This window comes from Cupriavidus sp. SIMBA_020 (genome assembly GCF_046535395.1).
GTDB classification, from domain to species: domain Bacteria; phylum Pseudomonadota; class Gammaproteobacteria; order Burkholderiales; family Burkholderiaceae; genus Cupriavidus; species Cupriavidus campinensis.
This window is the reverse complement of the sequence record NZ_JAWRWU010000054.1, coordinates 1-492: the sequence shown is the minus strand read 5'-3', so window position 1 is coordinate 492 and position 492 is coordinate 1. Positions and strand designations below refer to the sequence as shown.

Here is a 492-nt window from a genome sequence, read left to right as displayed (position 1 = left end):
ATTTTTTTTAAAGCCATGATTAACCAGAATTGCAAACGGTGCCTGTTCATCATTTTTAGACGGCAGAAAGCGAATAACTGCCTGACCATTACCTGCATTATCCAGTTTCAGTTTCCATTCGCCTTTATCTTCTGAGCTAAAGCCTTTATTACCATTCAGTTTTGCCATCTGTGCTGCCAGTTCTGCGGTTGATTTACGTTTAAACATATGTATATCTCCTTCTTAAAGTTAAACAAAATTATTTCTAGAGGGGAATTGTTATCCGCTCACAATTCCCCTATAGTGAGTCGTATTAATTTCGCGGGATCGAGATCTCGATCCTCTACGCCGGACGCATCGTGGCCGGCATCACCGGCGCCACAGGTGCGGTTGCTGGCGCCTATATCGCCGACATCACCGATGGGGAAGATCGGGCTCGCCACTTCGGGCTCATGAGCGCTTGTTTCGGCGTGGGTATGGTGGCAGGCCCCGTGGCCGGGGGACTGTTGGGCG

General features: G+C 48.8%; 1 protein-coding gene and 1 pseudogene. One reads left to right on the top strand and one right to left on the bottom strand.

The features are described from left to right. Positions 1-207, bottom strand: a 207-nt coding sequence (locus SB751_RS28110) for a hypothetical protein (protein ID WP_410748797.1), incomplete at its 3' end; no start/stop codon positions are given. A gap of 110 nt (positions 208-317) precedes the next feature. On the opposite strand from SB751_RS28110, the pseudogene SB751_RS28105 reads away from it, so the two are divergent. Continuing rightward, a pseudogene (locus SB751_RS28105) lies at positions 318-492 on the top strand (MFS transporter); the annotation flags it as partial.